General features: G+C 63.9%; 22 protein-coding genes. 11 read left to right on the forward strand and 11 right to left on the reverse strand.

Annotated elements, in window-relative coordinates; genetic code table 11:
• Positions 1-63 precede the first annotated feature (63 nt).
• Positions 64-330, forward strand: a complete 267-nt coding sequence (locus AC1DDS_RS17725; RefSeq protein WP_310421095.1) for an usg protein — start codon at positions 64-66, stop codon at positions 328-330.
• Between the two features lie 20 nt (positions 331-350).
• On the opposite strand, the gene AC1DDS_RS17730 is transcribed toward AC1DDS_RS17725, so the two are convergent.
• Positions 351-1,073 (reverse strand): DUF2270 domain-containing protein, encoded by a 723-nt coding sequence (locus AC1DDS_RS17730; protein WP_310421097.1) that lies wholly within the window; start codon positions 1,071-1,073, stop codon positions 351-353.
• Positions 1,074-1,214: 141 nt separating this feature from the next.
• On the opposite strand from AC1DDS_RS17730, the gene AC1DDS_RS17735 reads away from it, so the two are divergent.
• The 5 genes from AC1DDS_RS17735 to AC1DDS_RS17755 all read left to right on the forward strand — a co-directional run bounded on the left by AC1DDS_RS17735 (position 1,215) and on the right by AC1DDS_RS17755 (position 6,017).
• The gene (locus tag AC1DDS_RS17735; protein ID WP_477480088.1) at positions 1,215-2,036 is read left to right on the forward strand and encodes a class I SAM-dependent methyltransferase; all 822 of its coding nucleotides are present in this window, start codon (positions 1,215-1,217) and stop codon (positions 2,034-2,036) included.
• 102 nt (positions 2,037-2,138) lie between these two features.
• Positions 2,139-2,681 carry a hypothetical protein gene (locus tag AC1DDS_RS17740; protein ID WP_477480089.1) on the forward strand — a complete coding sequence of 181 codons (543 nt, stop codon included), beginning with the start codon at positions 2,139-2,141 and terminating at the stop codon, positions 2,679-2,681.
• Between the two features lie 44 nt (positions 2,682-2,725).
• Positions 2,726-3,646: a hypothetical protein gene (locus AC1DDS_RS17745; protein ID WP_477480090.1), complete on the forward strand. Its 921-nt coding sequence runs from the start codon at positions 2,726-2,728 to the stop codon at positions 3,644-3,646.
• A gap of 120 nt (positions 3,647-3,766) precedes the next feature.
• Positions 3,767-5,053, forward strand: coding sequence for an MgtC/SapB family protein (locus AC1DDS_RS17750; RefSeq protein WP_477480091.1), 1,287 nt, complete (start codon positions 3,767-3,769; stop codon positions 5,051-5,053).
• A gap of 91 nt (positions 5,054-5,144) precedes the next feature.
• Entirely contained in the window at positions 5,145-6,017 is an 873-nt protein-coding gene (locus tag AC1DDS_RS17755; RefSeq protein WP_477480092.1) for an NAD(P)-dependent oxidoreductase, read from the forward strand.
• A gap of 114 nt (positions 6,018-6,131) precedes the next feature.
• Here the strand turns inward: AC1DDS_RS17755 and AC1DDS_RS17760 are convergent, their stop codons facing one another.
• The 3 genes from AC1DDS_RS17760 to AC1DDS_RS17770 all read right to left on the reverse strand — a co-directional run bounded on the left by AC1DDS_RS17760 (position 6,132) and on the right by AC1DDS_RS17770 (position 7,910).
• Positions 6,132-6,617, reverse strand: coding sequence for an Lrp/AsnC family transcriptional regulator (locus tag AC1DDS_RS17760; protein ID WP_477480093.1), 486 nt, complete (start codon positions 6,615-6,617; stop codon positions 6,132-6,134).
• A gap of 67 nt (positions 6,618-6,684) precedes the next feature.
• Positions 6,685-7,338, reverse strand: a complete 654-nt coding sequence (locus AC1DDS_RS17765) for a uracil-DNA glycosylase family protein (protein WP_477480094.1) — start codon at positions 7,336-7,338, stop codon at positions 6,685-6,687.
• A gap of 14 nt (positions 7,339-7,352) precedes the next feature.
• A complete protein-coding gene (locus AC1DDS_RS17770) occupies positions 7,353-7,910 on the reverse strand; it encodes a thermonuclease family protein (protein ID WP_477480095.1) in 558 nt (185 codons plus the stop codon).
• 219 nt (positions 7,911-8,129) lie between these two features.
• Between AC1DDS_RS17770 and AC1DDS_RS17775 the strand changes: the two genes are divergently transcribed.
• Positions 8,130-9,665, forward strand: a complete 1,536-nt coding sequence (locus AC1DDS_RS17775; RefSeq protein WP_477480096.1) for a sensor histidine kinase — start codon at positions 8,130-8,132, stop codon at positions 9,663-9,665.
• A gap of 22 nt (positions 9,666-9,687) precedes the next feature.
• Here AC1DDS_RS17775 and AC1DDS_RS17780 read toward each other — a convergent pair whose 3' ends face one another.
• Positions 9,688-10,089, reverse strand: a complete 402-nt coding sequence (locus AC1DDS_RS17780) for a diacylglycerol kinase (protein WP_310421114.1) — start codon at positions 10,087-10,089, stop codon at positions 9,688-9,690.
• Positions 10,090-10,302: 213 nt separating this feature from the next.
• Positions 10,303-11,322, reverse strand: coding sequence for a nicotinate-nucleotide--dimethylbenzimidazole phosphoribosyltransferase (cobT, locus tag AC1DDS_RS17785; RefSeq protein ID WP_477480097.1), 1,020 nt, complete (start codon positions 11,320-11,322; stop codon positions 10,303-10,305).
• A 227-nt stretch (positions 11,323-11,549) separates the two neighbouring features.
• On the opposite strand from cobT, the gene AC1DDS_RS17790 reads away from it, so the two are divergent.
• From AC1DDS_RS17790 to AC1DDS_RS17800, 3 genes are read left to right on the forward strand one after another with little or no spacing between them, the layout of a single operon-like run.
• Positions 11,550-12,332: an adenosylcobinamide-GDP ribazoletransferase gene (locus AC1DDS_RS17790; RefSeq protein WP_477480098.1), complete on the forward strand. Its 783-nt coding sequence runs from the start codon at positions 11,550-11,552 to the stop codon at positions 12,330-12,332.
• A 38-nt stretch (positions 12,333-12,370) separates the two neighbouring features.
• Positions 12,371-12,592 carry a DUF1289 domain-containing protein gene (locus tag AC1DDS_RS17795; RefSeq protein ID WP_477480099.1) on the forward strand — a complete coding sequence of 74 codons (222 nt, stop codon included), beginning with the start codon at positions 12,371-12,373 and terminating at the stop codon, positions 12,590-12,592.
• Positions 12,589-13,287, forward strand: a complete 699-nt coding sequence (locus tag AC1DDS_RS17800; RefSeq protein ID WP_477480100.1) for a retropepsin-like aspartic protease family protein — start codon at positions 12,589-12,591, stop codon at positions 13,285-13,287. Before AC1DDS_RS17795 ends, AC1DDS_RS17800 begins: the two co-directional genes overlap by 4 nt.
• Before the next feature lie 244 nt (positions 13,288-13,531).
• On the opposite strand, the gene AC1DDS_RS17805 is transcribed toward AC1DDS_RS17800, so the two are convergent.
• From AC1DDS_RS17805 to AC1DDS_RS17825, 5 genes are all read right to left on the reverse strand, one after another.
• Positions 13,532-14,293, reverse strand: a complete 762-nt coding sequence (locus AC1DDS_RS17805; RefSeq protein ID WP_477480101.1) for an ABC transporter permease — start codon at positions 14,291-14,293, stop codon at positions 13,532-13,534.
• Positions 14,290-15,216 carry an ABC transporter ATP-binding protein gene (locus AC1DDS_RS17810; protein ID WP_477480102.1) on the reverse strand — a complete coding sequence of 309 codons (927 nt, stop codon included), beginning with the start codon at positions 15,214-15,216 and terminating at the stop codon, positions 14,290-14,292. Before AC1DDS_RS17810 ends, AC1DDS_RS17805 begins: the two co-directional genes overlap by 4 nt.
• 95 nt (positions 15,217-15,311) lie before the next feature.
• Entirely contained in the window at positions 15,312-16,133 is an 822-nt protein-coding gene (locus tag AC1DDS_RS17815) for a sulfite exporter TauE/SafE family protein (protein WP_477480103.1), read from the reverse strand.
• 295 nt (positions 16,134-16,428) lie between these two features.
• Positions 16,429-17,637 carry an extensin-like domain-containing protein gene (locus AC1DDS_RS17820; protein ID WP_477480104.1) on the reverse strand — a complete coding sequence of 403 codons (1,209 nt, stop codon included), beginning with the start codon at positions 17,635-17,637 and terminating at the stop codon, positions 16,429-16,431.
• Positions 17,638-17,878: 241 nt separating this feature from the next.
• Positions 17,879-19,690: a methyl-accepting chemotaxis protein gene (locus AC1DDS_RS17825; RefSeq protein ID WP_477480105.1), complete on the reverse strand. Its 1,812-nt coding sequence runs from the start codon at positions 19,688-19,690 to the stop codon at positions 17,879-17,881.
• A gap of 548 nt (positions 19,691-20,238) precedes the next feature.
• Between AC1DDS_RS17825 and AC1DDS_RS17830 the strand changes: the two genes are divergently transcribed.
• Entirely contained in the window at positions 20,239-20,625 is a 387-nt protein-coding gene (locus AC1DDS_RS17830; protein WP_477480106.1) for an acyl-CoA thioesterase, read from the forward strand.
• Positions 20,626-20,699 lie beyond the last annotated feature (74 nt).

The following is a 20,699-nucleotide window of genomic DNA, read 5'->3' on the forward strand; positions in this document are numbered from 1 at the left end:
TTGATTAACCACTGCCGTGTCTCAATCATAGGGACCATCATTCACCTTGAAATGAGGTCCCGAATGACACAGGACTTGGAACTGCAACTGAAAGGCTACGGCCTGACGACGGCCCAGATCCTTTACCGAATGCCCGATCATCCGGCCCTGCTGCAGACATACGTCTGGCAGCACTACGATCTTGCTCCGGAATTTCCCGAGATGCGCCAGTTCCTGAAGTTCTGGCAGGAAAAGCTCGACGGGCCGCTGCATTCGGTACGCTATGTGCACCGCAAGCTGATCTCGGCGACCGAGTGGAGGGCATTGAAGGGCGAGTTCATCCTGCACTGACGCGCCGCCGATGCCCGGCGTCAGACATGCGCCTCGCCACGCACGCGTTCCCCTTCGGATCGCTCCTGGTGCAGGACGGCTACGAGAATGAGCAGGTAGAACACGGCGACAATGGCGAGCACGCCGCCGCCGGGGATCGGCCCGAGTGCGGCATTCTTCAGCACCTGATGGAAGGACAGCGCGACGTCGAAGGGGCCTGCCTCCGTCATCGTCGACGAGGAGATCTTCAGCGCCCAGGCCAACAGCAGGATCAGGTACATCCAGGAATAGTTTCGTCGCAGCCGGCGGCAGGCGGCCTCGCGATAGCCGATCTCGAATTGGGGCTTGCGCAGGCTCTTGGCGATCGCGGCCGCCCAGTCGGGCGACAGGTCGCCGCGCGGCTCGAGAAATTCAGCGAAGTATTTCTTCTCGATCTGCCGGACCCGCGACCGATAGACGTCGAAGAAGCGGTAGCGCCGTGCCTCGATCAGAAGCAGCAGCGAAATCAGCAGCATTGCGAACAACAAGACCCCGTGATGCGAGTTCGGCGTCGAAAGGGAGACGGAGAGCATCGCCGCCACCACCGTGATCGCCCAGTTCGTCGTCCGGTCGATGCGGTCACGCCAGCCGGCCATCCGGCCCAGTTCACCGCGATAGTAATGGACCATCAGGTTGATCGCCTCCATCGAGGTCACCGGCAGATGCGACGACGTCATCTCACCCTTGTCCGGTTGCGCGGAAAACGACGCCACTTCGCCCGCCATCGGCCTTCCTCCTTCTTCTTTTCCTTGAAGGAGATGATGCCCCTCTTTGATCCGATTGTGAAATGTCATTTTCGCCGTCAGCCGGGCGGTGGCCACCGGCCAGGATTGCCAAACGGCGCCGTCAGCCCTATGAGACGCCCCATGACAAAGATCGACGAAGAAGCGCTTGCGGAAGCCTACAACCGCGCCCTCGCCCTCGAGAAGTCCGGCGACTTCGACGCGGCGGCGAAAGCCTATGCGGAGGTCCTGGCCCTCGACCCCGAGGATCACGGCGGCGCGGCCGTGCGCCTGGCCTCCATGGGGCGGGGCGAGACGCCGGAAAAGGCCCCGGACGCCTACGTCACTACGCTGTTCGACCAGCACGCCGAGGTATTCGAGGACGTGCTCGTGGAGCAGCTCGGCTACGCCGTGCCGGTGCTGGTACGCCAACGCCTGCAGGCGCTTGGCCTCGGCCCCTTCAAGCGGATGCTCGATCTCGGTTGCGGCACCGGGCTCACCGGCGGCACGCTGCGCGACATGGCGGACGACGTCACCGGCGTCGATCTGTCGGAGAACATGGTCGAAGTCGCCCATGAGAAGGATCTGTACGAAACGCTTTACGTCGCCGAGGCCGTCGATTTCCTCGACGATAATGACGACGAGCCCTTCGACCTGATCACCGCGACCGACGTCCTGCCCTATCTGGGCGCGCTGGAGCCGCTGTTCTTCGGCGCTGCGGACAATCTTCTGCCCGGCGGTCTTTTTATCTTCTCGTCCGAAACGCTGCCGGACGAAGCCTTTGCCGGCCGCGCCTTCATGGTCGGCCCGCACCAGCGCTTCGCCCATGCCGAGACCTATGTCCGCGAGCGGCTGGCAGCGACCGGATTCGAGGTGGTCGAAGTCGGCGACATCACCGTGCGGACGGAAGAAGGCGAGCCGATTGCCGGCCATCTTGTGATCGCGAAGTACAACGGTGAAGCCTGATACCACAACCAGGAATTATCACAGGGTTCGTAGACTTACCCTTGGGCGCGCCATAGCCTTGCGCGGAGATCTTTTAGGGATCGCCACGCGATGCAAGCGGGAGTGGACGCCAAAAATCTCGAAATCTTCCTGGGGTACCTGCACGGGCTCGCGCTCTATATTTGGCTAAATACGAACTTCTGGGCATTGGCGTTTGCCGTCCTGACACCGGTGCTGATCATCTTCGGCCGCCAGGAAGTCCGCATCCGCCGGGTCCGGCAGATCTTCGATTTCGAACGCACCTTCGACCGCATCCGGCCCAAAAGCAACATCAGGACCAATCCCTCGTTCGAATTCGTCCGTTCCAAGTATCTTTCGGACATCGACACCGACGGCGCGTTCAATGGCATCAACGGCCCGGTACCGACCGGCCGACAATTGGAAGAGGTGCTCGCCCAGATCCGCTGGCAGGGGCGAAGACACGACGTTCGGCTGCTGATATCGTCTATCGCGCTGATGATCGTGATCTATTGCGGCATCGACGCGCTGATGGGCGCGATTGCGTGCGGTTTCCAGGGCGCGGTCTGTCCTTGCGCTCAGACGCTTTTCACGCAATGCACGCCCGGAGGCGGGCGCCGGTTCCTTCCCCGCTCTTCGCCAACCTGATCACCATCGGCGGTCTTGCATTCGCCGGGGCATACGTCGATTCGATGCGCACCTTTCTGCGTCACCTGGCGGTTTATGATCTGTCTTCCTACACGTTCCTCCGCCAGACTGCCGAAACGATCGCAGCCGTGGTCTTCACGATGATCGCCTATGCATTCGCCCCCGATCCGCTCGCGCCGTTCACACCGCCCGAAGGAGGCGCACAAATCTCGCGGGTCTGGATCGCTCTTGCGCCGATCCTGGGACTGATGCCGCGCTCGGCGACGCAGTTCGTCTTCACCAAGACGAAGAACCTCATTGCCTGGTTCAAGACCGAGGATGACAGGTTCCAGCAGGTAACCCGCATCACAACACCCGATGTCATCGACGGCGTCGATTTCCCGACGCGCTTCCGGCTGGAGATATGCGGCATCTACGACGTGCAGAACCTCGCGACCACCAATCCGATCATGCTGCACATCGAGTCGCCCTACGGCATCTATCAGTGCATCGACTGGGTGGCCCAGGCGCAATTGTGCCACATCCTCGGCATCGAGCGGTTTCTCATGATGCGCGAGGTGAACATCCGTTCGATCTTCGACCTTGAGAGGGCGATCGACAGCCGCCACGGTCCGGACGAGTGCGACGCGATCTATGCCGGCATCCTCTTTGCCACGACGGATAACCTCAGAAGTGTCGCGCAGATCGGCAAGAACTGGCCGATGATCGTCGAAGACGGCAACGTTAAGCCGGTTACCGTTGACGAATATTGTCAATGGGCGCGCAAGCTTGTCGGAACTGACCTCAAACAGTCGACGAGATGCATCGAGCATGTCATGCGCTGGATTGGAGACGATCTCCATGTCCGCCGGCTGCGGCTGGTCTGGAACGACATTTGCGGTGCGCTTGGACCAGACTCCGAGAGCCTCCTCGACAGCAAGTCTCGGGACAGGAACGGTTCGTTCGAGCGAGGCGCGGGGATCTGACCCACGTCCCTTCGGCGCACTCCTCAGCAGAGGCGTCGTCCATCGATTTGTCGCGGCGCATGCCACTGGCGTTGCGCGAGCCGGACTTGAACAAAGCCGGCAGGCGGATATGCTCACCGCATGGATACTGTCGAAGCATTTCAACGTCTTGGCGTCGCATTGGCCGTCGGGCTCCTCGTCGGCATCGAACGCGGCTGGCAGGAGCGCTCCGTCCGCGCCGGTGGCCGCACGGCGGGCATCCGCACCTTCGCCCTGATCGGCCTTCTCGGCGGCCTGACCGGTTATCTCCAGCCCTATCTTGGAACAGCCTTCGCGGTCGCCTTGCTGCTTCTGTTCGGCGCGATCTTCACCCTGTTCAAACGCCGGGAGGCGGAGGAGGAGGAAGATTACAGCGTCACGGGCGTCGTCGCTGCCATCCTGGTGTTCGTGCTCGGCGCAGCCGCGGTCGTCGCCGACCCGGGCGTGGCCGCGGCTGCGGGCGTCGTGACCGCGGGCTTTCTCGCCGCCCGAAACCGACTGCACGGTTTTCTCAAGCGGCTCACCTGGATCGAACTGCGTTCCGCCCTCGTTCTGCTCGCCATGACGGTGGTCGCCCTGCCGCTCCTGCCGGACCGCCCGATCGACCCTTGGGGAGGACTCAATCTCCGCACCATCTGGCTGATGACGGTGATGATCGCCGCGATTTCCTACGCCGGCTACATCGCCGTGCGGGTGGCGGGTTCCGAGCGCGGCATTCTGTTCGCCGGCGCCGCAGGCGGCCTCGCCTCCTCGACTGCGCTCACCGTGGCTTTCGCCAATTTTGCCCGGTCGGCACCGGAGAACGGCCGGCAACTCGCCGCGGGCGCGATCATAGCGGGCGCTCTCTCCCTCGCACGCGTTCTCGTCCTGAGCTTCATCATCGCGCCTTCCCTTTCCCTTCGGCTCGCCGCATCGCTCGTGCCGGCGTTGCTCGCCATGCTCGCCGTGGTCGCCTGGACGGTCTGGCACGACGCGGGCGGACGCAATGCACCGGAGCTGAAAATGGACAACCCGTTCGAACTTCGGGTCGTTCTGCAGTTCGGCTCACTTCTCGGCGCGATCACGTGGGTCTCCAAGGTGCTCGTAGACTATTCGGGGTCAGCCCTGCTCTACGTCGTGGCCGCCATCTCAGGCACCATGGATATCGATGCGATCACGCTTTCGACCGCACGGCTGACCGGCGGATCGCTTGGGTTGGACACGGCAGTAACAGCCATCCTGATCGCCGTCATCGTCAACCTCTTTACCAAGGTCGGGCTTGCTGCATCCGGTGCCGGTGCAAGCCCCTTTACCGTCCGTCTTGCCGGAGCAACGCTGTTCTGTATCGGCTGCGGACTGGCCGGTTACGTGCTGCTCATGCCGCTCGTTCCCGCACCCGCGCCCACTTGAGTTACGGCAGCGACAGCAATGGCCGCAGCCGCACTTTCGCCGATGGCCGCTTTCCGATACATCACCGATACGTAAAGAGGAGAACTAAAGCATGGCTAATGTCGCGTTCATCGGCCTTGGCGTCATGGGCTACCCCATGGCCGGCCATCTCAAGGTCAAGGGCGGCCACGACGTCACCGTCTACAACCGCACCTTCGCCAAGGCCGAGAAGTGGGCGGCACAGTTCGGCGGAAAGGCCGTCCCAACGCCGGCGCAGGCAGCGGACGGCGCTGACTTCGTCTTCGTCTGCGTCGGCAACGACGACGACCTGCGTTCCGTCACCACCGGCAAGGACGGCGCGCTGCACGGGATGAAGGCCGGAGCGATCCTGATCGACAACACGACGGCCTCCGCCGAGGTCGCGCGCGAACTCTACGAGGCGGCGACGGCGCGCGGCTGCGGCTTTGTCGACGCCCCCGTCTCCGGCGGCCAGGCGGGCGCCGAAAACGGTGTGCTCACGGTCATGTGCGGCGGCGACCAGGCCATCTTCGACAAGGCGAGGCCGGTCATCGATGCCTATGCCCGCATGGTCGGCCTGATGGGTCCGGCCGGCGCCGGCCAACTGACCAAGATGATCAACCAGATCTGCATCGCCGGCCTCGTCCAGGGCCTTGCCGAAGGCATCCACTTCGGCAAGTGCGCCGGCCTCGACATCGAAAAGGTGGTCGAGGTGATCTCCAAGGGGGCGGCCGGCTCCTGGCAGATGGAAAACCGCCACAAGACGATGAACGAGGGCAAGTACGACTTCGGCTTCGCCATCGACTGGATGCGCAAGGACCTCGGTATCGTGCTAACCGAAGCCCGGCGCAATGGCGCCAAGCTGCCGGTCACGGCCCTGGTCGACCAGTTCTACGGCGACGTGCAGGAGATGGGGGGCAAGCGCTGGGACACGTCCTCGCTGCTCGCCCGGCTCGAGCGCAAGTGATCAAGCCGCCCATGGGCGGCGAAAGTCGCCCGTGGGCACTCCCCTTCTTTCGCATGTCTTTGACCCGAAACCGGTTCCCACTTTCGGGAGACATGCTGTAGGCCGTCGACCTCTTCAGTCGTCTGCCGACTTGTTGTCCACGGTCATGTAGTCGAGCGGTAGCTCGGTCGTGTACTTGATCTGCTCCATTGCGAAGCTCGAGGACACGTCGCGGATCTCGATGCGGGCAATCAACCGCTTGTAGAAGGCGTCGTAGGCGCCAATATCCGGCACGACCACCCGCAGCAGATAGTCGACGTCGCCGCTCATCCGGTAGAACTCGACCACTTCGGGAAAATCGACGACAACCTCCGAGAAGCGCTTCAGCCATTCCGTCGAGTGCACATTGGTCCGGATCGACACGAACACCGTGACCTTCGTGTTCACCTTGACGGGATCGAGCAGGGCCACGCGACGGCGAATGACGCCGTCCTCTTCCATCTTCTGGATGCGGCGCCAGCAGGGTGTCGTGGAGAGGCCGACCTTCTTCGCCAGATCCGCCACGGCAAGTGTGGAATCCTCCTGCAGCAGGCGTAGAATCTTGCGGTCGAGACGGTCCATGAATACATCCCCCTTGAAACGAATTTTCTATTAAGACGACTCTCGTGGCGAAATAAAGAACGATATTTCACTGAATTAGGGTTTTCACCCGCTTTCGCAGTTCCGGCAGCAATTCCTCCGCAAACCATGGGTTGCGCTTTAACCAGCCCGTGTTGCGCCAGCTCGGATGCGGCAGCGGCAGCACCGCGGGCCCCTTATTGGGGGCGAGGTAACGCCGCCAGGCCATCACCGTCGCGGTCATCGACTTCTCCCGCAATGCGCCCAGGTGCCAGGCCTGCGCATACTGGCCGACCGCCAGGACAAGTTCGACCTGCGGCATCGCTGCCATCACCCTCGCCCGCCAATGTGGCGCACACTCCCGCCGCGGCGGCAGGTCGCTGCCGGTGGCGTCATAGCCGGGAAAGCAGAAGCCCATCGGGACGATGGCGAAGAGCGCCGGATCGTAGAATTGCTCGCGGCTGACCTGCAACCAGTCGCGCAGGCGATCGCCCGACGCGTCGTTGAACGGCAGGCCGGTCTCATGAACGCGCAGGCCGGGCGCCTGTCCGGCGATCAGGATCCGCGCTGTGGCGGAAAGGACGACGACCGGGCGTGGTTCGTGCGGAAGGCGCAGTTGCGCTTCCCCGAGCGGCTGGTCGCGGCAGATGCGACAGGCTGCAATCGATGCCTGCAATGCCGCGATCTCCGCCGAATACCCTTTCCGGCCCGTCTGTCCGGCCATCCCACGCGCTCCCGCTACTCTAAACCGATCAGCCGCAACACTATCGAAAGGTATCCGGCAGCCGACTCATGCGGCTCCTCCGGTGGCCGGCCGTGCTGGAGGCGCCAGTCCTGGGGTCGATCGAACGTGCCGCTCCACAGCCCCTTGCGTTCTGCCCGCGCCATCGCTTCGACATCCTCGTAGTCACCGTAGGAAACTGCAAGGCCATCGCGCACCATGCGCGCGCCGAGATCGTCATCGCCGACCCGGCAGCGCGCCAATGTCCGTTCATATCGGTCGGTACCGATCGGGCTGCAGGTGATCGCGCCGCGGCGAAGCAGTTCGGCCAGATGCGCGCGCGCCGCCGCCCCGCAATACCACTCCTTGCCGTCACGTTTGCAGGGTTGCGTCAGTTCCGGGGCATCCATCCCGGAAAGCCTGATGCGCCGTCCGCCCATCGTCAGTGTGTCGCCGTCGGCGGCGCGGGCGGTGCTGCTGAACAGGTCACTCCCGGAGGGGCTGTCCAGCCGCACGGCGATCAATGCCATCAACGCCAATATGGCGAGCGCAACGACAACATCGCGCCATTTCATGCGCTTACGCACCAGAACCGCCCTCAACATCGCGTGAACCCGAGACCTGTCCGGGCCGGCCTACATGCCGTATTTAGTCGTATCAGCCGCAACCCTCGGCAGGTCCGGCGCACGATCGCCCATAACGGCGAAATGGTTCGCAAATTGCTAATGTCCGGCAGTATCTTTTTAAGAATTCCCCCCTAGACTTCAACCGTGATCACAATCTTTGCGTAGCTCATGGGTCCCGCCGCCAGCACCACGACCGACAAGATCATTGTCGACCGATCGCGCAGCCACAGAAACAGGGCTGTATCGCGAGCCGTTCGCGTGACGCGTGAGCGACTGCAGACAAGCAGCGGCACCTCGCCGGCATTCGAGCGCGAGATGCTCGTGCTCTACATCGAGACCGTGCTGAACGGTGCATTGATGATGCCGCTGCTGATCTTTTTCGTTACCGGCATCGGTCTGCATCTGACCCGCAATCCCACCTATCTCGTCTGGGCGATCCTGGCGCTGAGCCTGCATGCGATCGGCGTCCTGCTTGCCAGGCACGTGCATCGAAAGGGTCTCGTCACCGACGAAGTCCGGCGCTGGCAGCGATATTTCCTGCTGGCCCAAATTCTGATGGGGTTCGCCTGGGCCGTGTTTGCTGTGCAGGACTGCGATTCCTGCGGCGGAAACGCATTCGATTTCTACCAGGGCACCGCCCTGCTCGTCGCGCTCTGCATGACCACCATGAGCGCGCTGATGTTGCGCAACGCCCTCCTCTACGCGTTCTCGCCATCCATCGCGGCACTCGCCTTCTCCGCCATCGCAAATCCCGATCCGATCGCCGTCGGCATGGCGGCGATCGTCTCGGTCGCGCTAGTCTTTCTCGCCTTCATCACGCAGCGGATGCGCCGCGCCAGCACGCAATTGCTGTCGTTCCAGTCCGAGAAGGACGACCTGATCGCCGCATTGGAGGTGGCAAAGTCAATGTCGGACGAAGCGCGCCGCCGGGCTGAGGAGGCCAACCTCGCGAAGTCGCGCTTTCTCGCCTCGATGTCCCACGAGTTGCGCACCCCGCTCAACGCCATCCTCGGCTTCTCCGAGGTCATGTCCACCGAGGTCCTCGGCCCGCTGAACAATCCGACCTACAAGGAATACACTGCCGACATCCACACGTCCGGCAAGCACCTGCTCAATCTCATCAACGAAATCCTCGACCTCTCTCGGATCGAGGCGGGCAAGTACGACCTGACCGAGGAGGCGATCCAGCTCGTGGACGTCTGCGACGACTGCATCGGCATGGTGCAGCTCCGTGCCCGGACCAAGAAGATCTCCATCACCCATCAGTTCGAGAACGACATGCCCGATGTCTGGGCGGACGAAAAGGCCATTCGCCAGGTGGTGCTGAACCTGCTCTCCAATGCGGTGAAGTTCACGGCGCAAGGCGGCGAGATCAGGGTCAAGGTCGGCTGGACGGCCGGCGGCGGCCAGTACATTTCCATCCGCGACAACGGCCCGGGCATTCCCGAGGAGGAAATCCCGATCGTGCTTTCCGCCTTTGGCCAGGGCGCGATCGCCATCAAGAGCGCCGAACAGGGCACCGGCCTGGGCCTTCCGATCGTTCAGGCAATCCTCGCCAAGCACAACGGCGAGTTCATCCTGAAATCGAAGTTGCGTGAGGGCACCGAGGCCATCGCCATCCTGCCCGCCAAGCGCGTGCTGCAGAGCCTGCCGCCCGTCGAAGAGATCAGGACCGTCGCCCCGCGCCGCAGAAGCTTCGCCTGAGCGGCGCGCAGCGGACCGTTCGTCAGGCCATCAGCGAGACGATCAGCACATAGGCCGCATAGACCGCGTTCGCGACTATGAGGCAGAAGACGGCGAACGAGCCGAGGTCCTTGGCGTGTTTGCCCATTTCGGAGATTTCCGGCGACACCCGGTCGACGATCTCCTCGATCGCCGTGTTGATCGCCTCGAAGGCCATCATCAGCAAGAACAGGATCGCCATCGCCACGAATTGGAAGAAGGTCGCCCCGACGACGACGAAGACGCCCATCACCACGGCAAAGGCAATCAGCTCATGCCGGAAGGCCGCCTCGCCGAGCAAGCGCCGTGCCCCGCCGAGCGAGTAGCTGGCGGCGGCGAAGAGATGACGCAATCCCGTCTCCTTCTTCACCGGGCTCGTGTCGATCCTGCCTTCAGCCATGGTCATCGTTCTTCTCTCGCTCGCGCGGATACGGCGCGCACGCCGACGTTGTAACATCATGCCAGCAAAGCGAAAAGAAAGCATTGCGGACGGGAAGGATGGGCCCTTATTGACGCTCGGTGGCGGAAACATGGCCGTGGCGTATCGACAAACGAAAGGCCCGCGGTGTCATCGCGGGCCGTCCTCTGTCTTCGAACCACAGACCTCTCGAACGGGCAATCAGTCTCCCCGGTTGCTGACACCGGCCTGAGCGAACGTCGCCATGCCGGAGTGGCAGGCAGCGGCCGCCTTGACGATGCCGGCGGCAAGTGCCGCACCCGTGCCTTCGCCGAGCCGCATGCCGAGCGCGAGAAGCGGCGTCTTGCCCAGCTTCTCGATCGCCAGCATGTGTCCGGGTTCGGCCGAAACGTGGCCGATCAGGCAATGATCGAGCGCGGACGGGTTGGCCGCCTTGAGAATCGCACCGGCGCAGGTCGAGACATAGCCGTCGAGGATCACCGGGATCTTCTGCATGCGCGCCGCCAAAATCGCGCCCGCCATCGCGGCGATCTCGCGGCCACCGAGCCGGCGCAGCACTTCCAGTGGATCGGACAGGTGATCCCGGTGCAGGGTGACCGCCTTCTCCACCGCGGCGATCTTGCGCTGGAGCACCTCGCCTGCCGAGCCGGTGCCGGGGCCGACCCAGTCGGCGGCGGTGCCGCCATAGAGCGCAAGGTTGATCGCGGCGGCGATCGTGGTGTTGCCGATGCCCATTTCACCGATGCACAGAAGGTCCGTGCCGCCGGCCACCGCCTCCATGCCGAAGGCCATGGTAGCCGCGCAATCGCGCTCGGACAGGGCCGCTTCTTCGGTGATGTCGCCCGTCGGATAATCGAGCGCGAGGTCGAAGACCTTCAAACCGAGGTCGTGGGTGATGCAGATCTGGTTGATCGCGGCGCCGCCGGCGGCGAAATTCTCCACCATCTGCGCCGTCACGGAAGACGGGTACGGCGTGATGCCGTTCTTCGTCACGCCGTGGTTGCCGGCAAAGACCGCCACGAGCGGCCGCGTTACAGCCGGCGGCCGGCCCGTCCAGGCGGCCAGCCAGTAGGCGATCTCTTCGAGCCGGCCCAGCGCCCCGGCGGGCTTGGTCAGCTGCGCATCGCGGTCGCGTGCCGCCGCCAGCGTCGCCGAATCCGGTCCCGGCAGATTGCGTAGCAATTCACGGAAGTCATCGAACGGCAGACCACTGGCACTCATCTTGGAGGATTCCTTGTTTTCAGCTTCCAAAGCATGGTTGGATGCGCCTTCTATTAGAGATCGCAAACGAGTCCGACAACCGCATTTGCGCCCGTTCATGTCGCCCCAGGCTTGATGGGGCTGGCAAGTGGCGCATTAGTATTGCACAACGGCACGGCCGGTCTCCTCTCTGCCCCGATTTGCGAGGAAGCGGGGCCTCCCGTACGCCGGCGCTTGGAGGGCCGCAGGTGGATATTGGCGACTACATCGATGACGTGGCCCGCTCCGTGGCCTTTCTGTCCCGCATTCGCGTGCCGCAACGCCATTTCGACGGCCACGACGGCCGCCTGGGCCGCGCGGTCCGGGCGTTTCCTGTCGCCGGGCTGCTGATCGTCCTGCCCGCAGCCGTCCTGCTTTCTATCCTCGAGGCCCTCGGCGCCGCATCGCTGCTCTCGGCCCTCCTGGTTCTTTCGGTGCAGACGCTTTTGACGGGCGCGCTGCACGAAGACGGCCTATCGGATGCCGCCGACGGCCTCGGCGGCGGGCGCGACCGCGACAGCGCGCTGACCATCATGAGGGACAGCAGGGTCGGCTCCTACGGCGTGGTGGCGCTCATTCTCTCCTTCGGGCTGCGAGCGGCCGCGCTCGCAGCAATCATTCCGGTTCTGTCGCCGCTCGGCGCGGCCATGATGCTGCTCGCCGTCGCCGCCGCGAGCCGGGCTGCCATGGTCTGGCACTGGTCGGCACTGCCGCCGGCCCGCAAGGACGGCGTCGCCGCATCGGTCGGACAACCGGAAACGGACCCCGCCCGGGCGGCCCTCGTTTCCGGTGCGGCGATTGCGGTGCTGCTGCTTCTGCCGAACGCCCCTTTCCTTGCGATCGCCTCTGCCGCGCTGGCACTTTCTGCGGCCGTATTCGCGTTCACCGATGTCGTCCGCGACAAGATCGGCGGCCACACCGGTGATACGATCGGAGCGACCGAGCAGGTCGCCGAGATCGCGGCACTCGCTGCCCTTGCACTGGCGCTGTGAGCGGCCGATATAGACAGAAGCTGACACTTGGAGACCCGATGGAATCGCCCTGCATCCTCGTCTGTTCGATCGACGACATCACCGGCTACTGCTTCGGCTGCGGCCGCACCCGCGATGAAATCGGCGCCTGGACCCTTTACAGTTCCGATGAGCGACGCTCGATCATGGCTGATCTTCCTGCCCGGCTCGCAACGGTAGAGCGCAAGCCGCGTCGGGAAACCCGCCGCTCACGGATGGCGCGGGAGCGCGGCGACGCATGAGATTTTGGATTCTCATCGCCATCCTTGGCTTCGGCCTGGCGATGCTTCTCCTGAACCACGGGACCGGGCGCACCTTCGGCCTTGGCAACGACGAGTTCGGCCACCTCGTCCAGCTCGCCGCTGTCGGCGCACTCATCGCCACCGGCATACTCGCAAGCAGGCGCCGCTTCGGCGAGAACCTGCGCAACGCCGCGCTCTGGCTGTTGATCGCCCTCCTCTTCGTCGCCGGCTACATCTACCGCGACGACCTGCAATCCGTCGCCGGCCGGATGACCGCCGGCCTCGTTCCCGGACGCGCGGTCGTCACCACCGATGCCTCCGGCGAACAGATCCTCGTTCTGCACAAGATGGACAACGGCCATTTCCAGGTCCAGGCGGAGATCGACGGACGCCGCACCAGCATGCTCGTGGACACCGGCGCCAGTTCGGTCGTCCTCTCCTACGCCGACGCCGAACAGCTGGGGCTGGAGCCGGAAACGCTCGACTTCAACATGATGGTGTCGACCGCGAACGGCATGAGCGTCGCCGCGCCCATTCGCCTGGAAAGTCTGGCGATCGGCCCGATCGAGCGGCGCAACGTCCGCGCCATGGTCGCCGGCCCCGGCAAGCTCGACCAGAGCCTTCTCGGCATGACCTTCCTCGGCAGCCTCGGCTCCGTCGAGATCCGCGGCAACGAGCTGCGCCTGCGCGACTAAACATGCTCGAAAGTGTGCAGCGGTCTTGGCGCGCACTTTCGGCCCTCGCCCCTCACCCTAGCCCTCTCCCCGCATGCGGGGAGAGGGAACGTGGCTGGTTCTGAACGTCGCTAAAGGGATGGCCACGGAGCGGCTCGTGTCCTTCTCCCCGCCTGCGGGGCGAAGGTGCCCGGCAGGGCGGATGAGGGGCGGAATTGGCCTGTAATCCGACGCCGCGCCGGCACGCGTTGCCGTGCCGATCTGCTCAGTTCTTCAGCTTGTACCCCGTCCGGAAGATCCAGGCCGTGACCCACAGGCAGGCCGCCAGGAAGCCGACCACGACGGCAAGGCTCAGCGCCGGATTGACGTCGGCGATCTCGAAAAAGCTCCAGCGGAAACCGGACACGAGATAGAGCACCGGGTTGAAGTGGCTGACCGTCTGCCAGAACGGCGGCAGCATGTCGATCGAGTAGAAGCTGCCGCCGAGGAAGACGAGCGGCGGGATCACCAGCATCGGGATCAGGTTCAACTGCTCGAAGTCCCTCGCCCAGATGCCGATCATGAAGCCGAACAGGCTGAAGCTCACCGCCGTCAGCACGAAGAACAGCAGCATGATGAAGGGATGGGCGATGGTGATGTCGACGAACAGGGAGGCGGTCACAAGGATGATCGTGCCGACGATCAGCCCCTTCGTCGCCGCAGCCCCGACATAGCCGATGACGATCTCGACCGTCGAGATCGGCGCCGACAGGATTTCGTAGATCGTGCCGGTGAACTTCGGGAAGTAAATGCCAAAGGCTCCGTTGCCGATGCACTGGTTCAAGAGCGTCAGCATGATCAGGCCCGGYGCGATGAAGGCGCCATAGGGCACGCCACCGACCTCCTGCACTCGCGAGCCGATCGCCGCACCGAAGACGATGAAGTAGAGCGAGGTGGACACCACCGGCGAGACGATGCTCTGCAGCAGCGTCCGGCGGGTGCGCGCCATCTCGAACCGGTAGATGGACTTGATCGCCTCGACGTTCATTTCGCCTCTCCCACCAGTTCCACGAAGATGTCCTCGAGCGAACTCTGCTCCGTCGCCACGTCCTTCAGTCGCAGCCCCTGCTCGGCAAGGGCCGCCAGCAGGCCGGTGATACCGGTCCGCTCGCCCGTCGCGTCGTAGTCGTAGACGAGCGTTTGTCCGTCGGCGCCAAGCGACAGGTTGTAGTGCGCCAGCGCCTCCGGCACCGTCACGATCGGGTCGGCCAGTTCCACCGTCAGCTTCTTGCGTCCGAGCTTCTGCATGAGCGCCGCCTTGTCCTCGACGAGCAGGATTTCGCCCTTGTCGATGACGCCGATCCGGTCGGCAATCTCCTCGGCTTCCTCGATGTAGTGGGTGGTGAGGATGATCGTCACGCCGGTGGCGCGCAGCCGTTCCACCAGTTGCCACATCTCCTTGCGCAGGCTCACGTCCACGCCCGCCGTCGGCTCGTCGAGGAAGAGGATCTTCGGCTCGTAGGACAGCGCCTTGGCGATCAGCACCCGCCGCCGCATGCCGCCGGACAGCTGGCGCAGCATGCTGTCCTTCTTGTCCCACAGCGACAGGTCGCGAAGGATACGCTCGATCAGCACCGGATCCGGCTTCTTGCCGTGCAACCCGCGCGAAAAGGAAACGGTGTTGAATACCGTCTCGAAGGCATCGAGCGTCAGTTCCTGCGGCACGAGGCCGATGATCTCACGCGTGTGGCGAAAATCCCGCACCACGTCGTGGCCGGCGACCGTCACGCGTCCGCTAGTCGGCGTGACGATGCCGCAGACGATCGAGATCATCGTCGTCTTGCCGGCGCCGTTCGGGCCGAGCAACGCCAGGATCTCACCCTCCTCGATGTCAAGGCTGACGCCTTTCAGCGCCTGAAATCCACTGGAATAGCTTTTCGTCAGATTTTCGATGCGGACGACGGGCGCCATGGAGAAGTCCATTCGGAAGGAAAAACCGTAGGAAGAACGCGCAATGTGGTACTTCGGATGCGCACTTTCATCCCTTTCCTGTCGAAAAGGCAATCTCAGCCGTAGATGCTGTAGAGAAAGCGCGCGCCGACGAAGAGCAGGAAGATGCCGAATCCCATTTCCAGGTGGCGCTTGCTCATCGCATGCGCCATCTTCACCCCATAGGGGGTTACGACGAGGGCGATCGGAATGATCAGCGCCACGGCGATCCAGTTGATGAAGCCGGTCGACAGCGGCGGCAGGCCCGGCGCGCCCCAGCCGGCCCAGATGTAGCCGAAGATACCGGGAATCGAGATCAGAACGCCGACGCCCGACGAGGTCGCCACCGCCTGGTGGATCGATCGACCGTACATCGTCATGAAGGTGTTGTTCAGCACGCCGCCGCCGATCCCCATCAGCCCGGAGAGCGTGCCGATGACGACGCCGGCGATCCACTTCCACGGATTGGGCGGCAGATCCTTGCCGAGCCGCCAATGCGGCTGGTCCAACAGCATGCGTGCGGCAACCCCAAGCGAGATGACGACGAAGATCAGCCGCAACCCGACGCTCGAGATCATGGCGGCGATCACCGAGGCGAGGATCGCGCCAAGCGGCAGCGCCACGATCCAGCCCTTGAGCAGGTCGATGTCGACCGCACCGCGCTTGCGGTGAGAGGTGAACGAACGAAGCGAGGTCGGCACGATGATCGCGATCGAGGTGCCGACCGACAGGTGCATGCGCACCGCCTCCGGCACGTCGAGATAGCCGAACACCTGGTAAAACACCGGCACCAGGATCGCCCCGCCGCCGATGCCGAAGATGCCGGCCAGCAGGCCCGAGACGACGCCCGCCGCGGCGAGCGCGAGGGCAAACACAATGAGATCGGTGACGGGCGGCATGGCGGCTCCAGACAGGCGGCGGGACTCAGGTGGGAGTCGGGCGGAGGCCGCAACTGTCATGAAACGGCAAGGAAGATCAACCACTGCCTCGATCGAGGCACGCAGGCGTTGCAACCCAATCGCCCCATGCCGCCACTCGCAATGACTGCGAAACCGCCCGCCCCTGCGCGGAGCCGATCGGATGGATGAACGTCCGCCAGAATGCCAAGCACGCACGCCCTGGTGACCGGACAGTGCCTTGCTTTGCCGGTCGCGCCTGCTTCAGCCAGCCTCCGCGCCGGCCTTGTCTATGCGCCTACAGGCTGCAATGCCGATAGCCGGATTTCCGCATCCGCAGGTCGAAGTGAAAATGGTCCTTGTGGAAGCGGTCGCTGCCGGGGCCCAGTACAGTAGTGAAGTACTTGCAGCTGTCGGTGCGCACCGCCTTCAACAGACCCTTTTCACGGAAGGCAAAGAAACCCTTTTTGCGGATCAGGATCTCCTTGCCGTTGTTCAGCACGATCTTGCCGACGTCGATCGCGTTGCCTTTGGCGTGTTCCGACATCGCCGCACCGCTCTGCGAGTTCATCGTCCGGCAGGAATAGGACGACATCTGGTGGATCGACCGCACGCCGGAGAGGTAGCGCAGGCGCGCCGATGGCGCGAGTTCGTTCTTCACCCACTTGGCGAAGGCTTCTGTGATCTGGCAGTTCACCTGCGCTGCCGGCCGGATCTGGATCCCGCCGGAGAGCCCCTGCAGCTCGATCGGATAAGGAATGCCGCAGGAACGGTTTTTCGAGATCGTCGGAATGTCCCGGAACTGCACCCCCAGCCGCTGCAGCCGCTGCCGACAGGCCTTTTCGGAGGCCGGCATGCCGCCTTGCGCCTCCGGCACCGCCATCGGATCGTTGAACCGCGGGATAAAGGCGACCTTCTGTTCCTCTTCAACCGGCGCGGCACGTCGGCCCGGCGCCGAACGCCCGACCTCGGTGGCCGCCTCCGTCATCGGCATCGATACCGGTTGGCCGAGCTGTTGCGGCGCGTCCGTTCCGATACCGTCGACCACCACTTGGGTGGCGTTGCCTTCGGCGATTTCTGCGGCCTGCGCCTCGGCCAAGCCCTGGATCGGCTGCACCCCGAGACCGGCGTCCATGTTCACGCCTTCGTCCGGCAGGCGCAGCGTTCCCCCCGCTGCGGACGCTTGCGACGCACCGAGTGCGTCGTCGCTGTCGATCATCGGCAACCTGCCGTCCGGCTGCGAGGCCATGGGACCGGCTTCCACGGGATAAGCGTTTCCGCCCGCGGTCGTGAGCGGCGCATCGCCGGCCGGATAGCCGGTAGAACTCGAACCGGCGGCGCGCATGGCGCGCCCTTGCCCGACATCCTGGCTCGGCCTGATGGCATTCACCGTGTTCTCGCCGTCAATGCTGGCCGACGGCAGCAGATCGCCGGAACAGCCGGCCACGACCATCGCCGTCAGCACGACCATCGGCATCCGGGAGCAAAAGGCAGACGCAATACTCATGACCGTTCCCGCGTGCGTATCCCGGCATGGTGCGATGCCCATGTGTTCGCATTCGGGAGGAAATCTGCGAACGGATGCCGGCAGGGCCAGGCCGCTGCAAAACAAGGAAAGATTAGGTCGATAAGGTAAATGAACGGTTTCGCAGCGCCCCGCCGGGATCGGTGGGGCTTTCCGGGACAGCAAGAAAAAAGCCCCGGCGTAAACGCCGGGGCAAGCCCTCTCCGATCGTCTTTCTGTAGTCTCAGGCCGCCCGCGCGCGCCGCATCGCCGGCTGCGACGAAAGCTGGAAGTTTTGCAGCAGCACCCTCAACTGGTTGCTCTCCTGCGTCAGCGTTTGGCCGGCGGCGTTGGTTTCCTCCACCATTGCCGCGTTCTGCTGGGTCATCTGGTCCATCTGGTTGACGGCAGTGTTGACCTCGGCGAGGCCGACCGCCTGCTCGCGTGCGGCCGTGGCGATTGATTGCACCTGATCGTTCACCTGGTTGACCAGTTGCTCGATCTCGGTGAGGGCCTCGCCGGTCGAGCGCACGAGCGCCACGCCATTGCCGACCTCCGTCGCCGAATTGCTGATCAACCCCTTGATCTCCTTGGCGGCATTGGCCGAACGCTGCGCCAGTTCGCGCACCTCCTGCGCCACGACCGCAAAGCCCCTGCCCGCCTCGCCGGCGCGGGCGGCTTCGACACCGGCGTTCAACGCCAGCAGGTTGGTCTGGAAGGCGATCTCATCGATCACGCCGATGATCTGGCCAATCCGATTGGATGCCTCCTCGATCCGTCCCATGGCCGAGACGGCATCCCGAACGATCGCGCCCGAACGCCCCGCACTTTCCTTCGTCTGCGCGACCATCCGGCTGGCCTCGCCGGCCCTGTCGGACGCGCTGCGGACGGCGGCGGTGATCTCGTCGAGTGCGGCCGCCGTTTCCTCCAGCGACGCCGCCTGCTGTTCGGTGCGGTGAGAAAGGTTGCCCGCCGCTTCCGCGATCCCGCCGGCGCTGCCGTGCACGACATCGGTCGAATGAGCAATCGCGCCGATCACCTCGTCGAGCGCCCGCGCCGCCTGGTTGAAGTCGTCCCGGAGCTTGGCGTACTCGGGCGAAATAGCACCGATGGTGGCGGAAAGGTCGCCGCTCGCCAGCCGCTCCAGGGCCGCGCCGACGGTGTCCATCGCGTCGGCCTGCGTTTGACTGACATCCCTCTGGCGGCGCTCGACTTCGCTGCGCTCGGCATCGAGGTGCCGCTGCTGCTCGCCTTCGCGGATGCGCAACTCGGCGCGCTCGCGGACGGTATCGCGCAACACCGACACCACCTTGGCCATCTCTCCGATCTCGTCGCGCCGACCCGTTTCCGGGATGTCGCTGGACACGTCCTCCTCGGCGATCGCCTGCATCGCAGCCTTCAGCCGTGCGATTGGCCGCACGACGCTGCGCACGATTGCAAACGCCACCAGCACGATCGCCGCCGCCCCGAGCGCCAGCATGCCGGCCATCGAGACCGCATTGCTGCGGAACATCGCCGCCAGGTCATCCGCGTAGACGCCCGTTCCGACCACCCAGCCCCAGGGCGCAAATCCGGCGACATGCGAATATTTCAGCACCGGCTCGTCCGCGCCCGGCTTCGGCCAATAGTAGTCGACGAAGCCCTCGCCCTGCGCCTTCGCGATCTTGGCGAACTCCTGGAAGATGAACTTTCCGGTCGGGTCCTTCATGCCGGACTGGTCGGTGTTGTCGAGCTCCGGCTTGATCGGATGCATGACGATGCCGGCATTGTAGTCGTTGATCCAGAAGTAGCCGTTGCCCTCGTAGCGCAATGCCTTTACCGCTTCTTTCGCACGCGCCTGCGCTTCCTCCGCCGTCAGCGCCCCGGTGGACTCCAGGCCATGATAATACTCGAACAGTTTGACGAGGTTCTCGTCCATGGCGCGCAGTTTCGACTTGCGTTCCGCCACCATGGCATCCTGATAATGAAACAGGCTGTAGACGGAGACGGCCGAAAACACGGCCAGCGCCAACGCCACAAGCAGGTACAGTCTGAATGAAATCTTGAGTCTATTCACAAGCAGCCCCCTCGCCGATTTTGCTTTCTGCCGGCTTTGCGGGGACGTTCGACCGCGATCAGTTAAATTAGCATGAACTAACGATTATCAAGTCCGGCAGCCATCTGCGGCCCGACACCGCGCGCAAGCAGGTCGTCCAGTCAGCGCGCACTCGATTTCTCCCGGCACGGGAGCGCGCTTGCGCCATTCTGGAAGGTGCCGCCGATCGAAATGCCGATTTTCTCCCAGGGCTAGAAAGATTGAAGATTCAAACCCTTCTGTCCAATTGGCACCGTCGTCACCGCGCTCGACTCGAACCGGTTGCGGCGAGAGAGCGCTGCCCGCACCCAAAATACCGCCGGTGTCATTGAGCGAAGGGCATCAGTCCAGGAGCAACGTCACAACGGGACTGGCCGCCCCTCTTACGACTAAAGTCCCATGCGAATTCGCGCCGCCCGGCAATATTCTCACCACTACGGACGATAAACGGCGCCGCCGTCACGCAAACAGATATCGACCGGCGGGCGAGTAGGCTAAGAGGTTGAGTCTCAGAAGGAGAGATACCAGCGATGACCGAAACCGCACATCCCCACGGCCAATTGACCCTTCGTACCCTCGCCATGCCGGCCGATGCAAACGCCGCCGGCGACATCTTCGGCGGCTGGGTGATGTCGCAGATGGACCTCGCAGCAGGCATCCGCGCCGCCGAGCGGGCGCACGGACGCGTCGTCACCCGGGCCGTGAAGGAAATGGCCTTCCAGCTGCCAGTCAAGATCGGTGACACGATCAACGTCTTTACGGAGATAGGCGCGGTCGGGCGAACCTCGATCACGCTGCAGGTGGAAGCCTGGGCACGACGCTATCTGACCGGTGAACTGGACAAAGTAACGGCCGCGACCTTCATCATGGTTGCCCTCGACCACGAAGGCCATCCAACGCCGGTGCCGGCCGAGTAATTCCGCCGCTGCACTTGTGCACCGATCCCCGCTCGGCTCCGGCGGTCTCGAAGCCGAACGGGTTTCCGATCATT

The sequence above is a fragment of the Mycoplana sp. 10N416 genome (genome assembly GCF_056394765.1).